At 60.6% G+C, this 706-nt stretch carries 1 protein-coding gene; it reads right to left on the reverse strand.

Annotation, left to right across the window (positions count from 1 at the left end):
• Positions 1-616: DeoR/GlpR family DNA-binding transcription regulator (locus EN969_RS33890; protein WP_164758789.1), on the reverse strand; the 616-nt coding region annotated here is incomplete at its 3' end.
• Between the last annotated feature and the right edge of the window lie 90 nt (positions 617-706).

Below are 706 nucleotides of genomic sequence, written 5' to 3' on the forward strand. Positions count from 1 at the left end.
CCAACTCGTCGGCCTGGTCGATCAGTTTCTGCTCCGCCTGGATCAAGAGCGGATCGCCCTCCATCAGGCCGAGCGGCCCCAGACCCTGCGCACCCATGAACATGCGGCGCGCATAGAAATTGCGCGTCACGTCGTTGTCGAAGGGCGACAGGATGATGTTCTGCTCGCGATAAATGGTGCCGCCCGACAGCATCACCGTATTCTTGGAATGCTTGAGCAAATGCTCGGCGATGGGGAACGAATTGGTGAAGATCGGCATGCGGCGGCCGGTCAGGAAATGCACCATCTGGAAGGTGGTGGTGCCGCCATTGATGATGATCGGTTCGCCGTCGTTGCACAGCTCGACCGCTTCACGCGCAATCGCCCGCTTCTGCGAGGCGTTGATGGTTTCGTTGACGGAAAAGGGCCGGCCGGCCAGCCCGATGAACTGCGGCGGCGAGATTGCCTCGGCGCCGCCGCGCACGCGGCGCAGGCGCTTCTGGACGTGGAGAGCCGCGATATCGCGCCGGATCGTCGCCTCGGAGGACTCCGTCAGGTCGACCATCTCCTGCACCGTCACCACAGGCTTTTCCTGGACGGCGGACAGAATGATCCTGTGGCGCTCTTTTTCGTGCATGGTTCCTCCCTGCCCGGGCATCTAGGCACCCAAAACGCGCAGTGTCAATCATTTCCGATCATATAATTTCATTGTGCAGTGCAGTATGAT

Origin of the sequence: Mesorhizobium sp. M7A.F.Ca.CA.003.01.2.1 (assembly GCF_003998945.1) — a bacterium.
Taxonomy (GTDB): Bacteria; Pseudomonadota; Alphaproteobacteria; order Rhizobiales; family Rhizobiaceae; genus Mesorhizobium; species Mesorhizobium ciceri.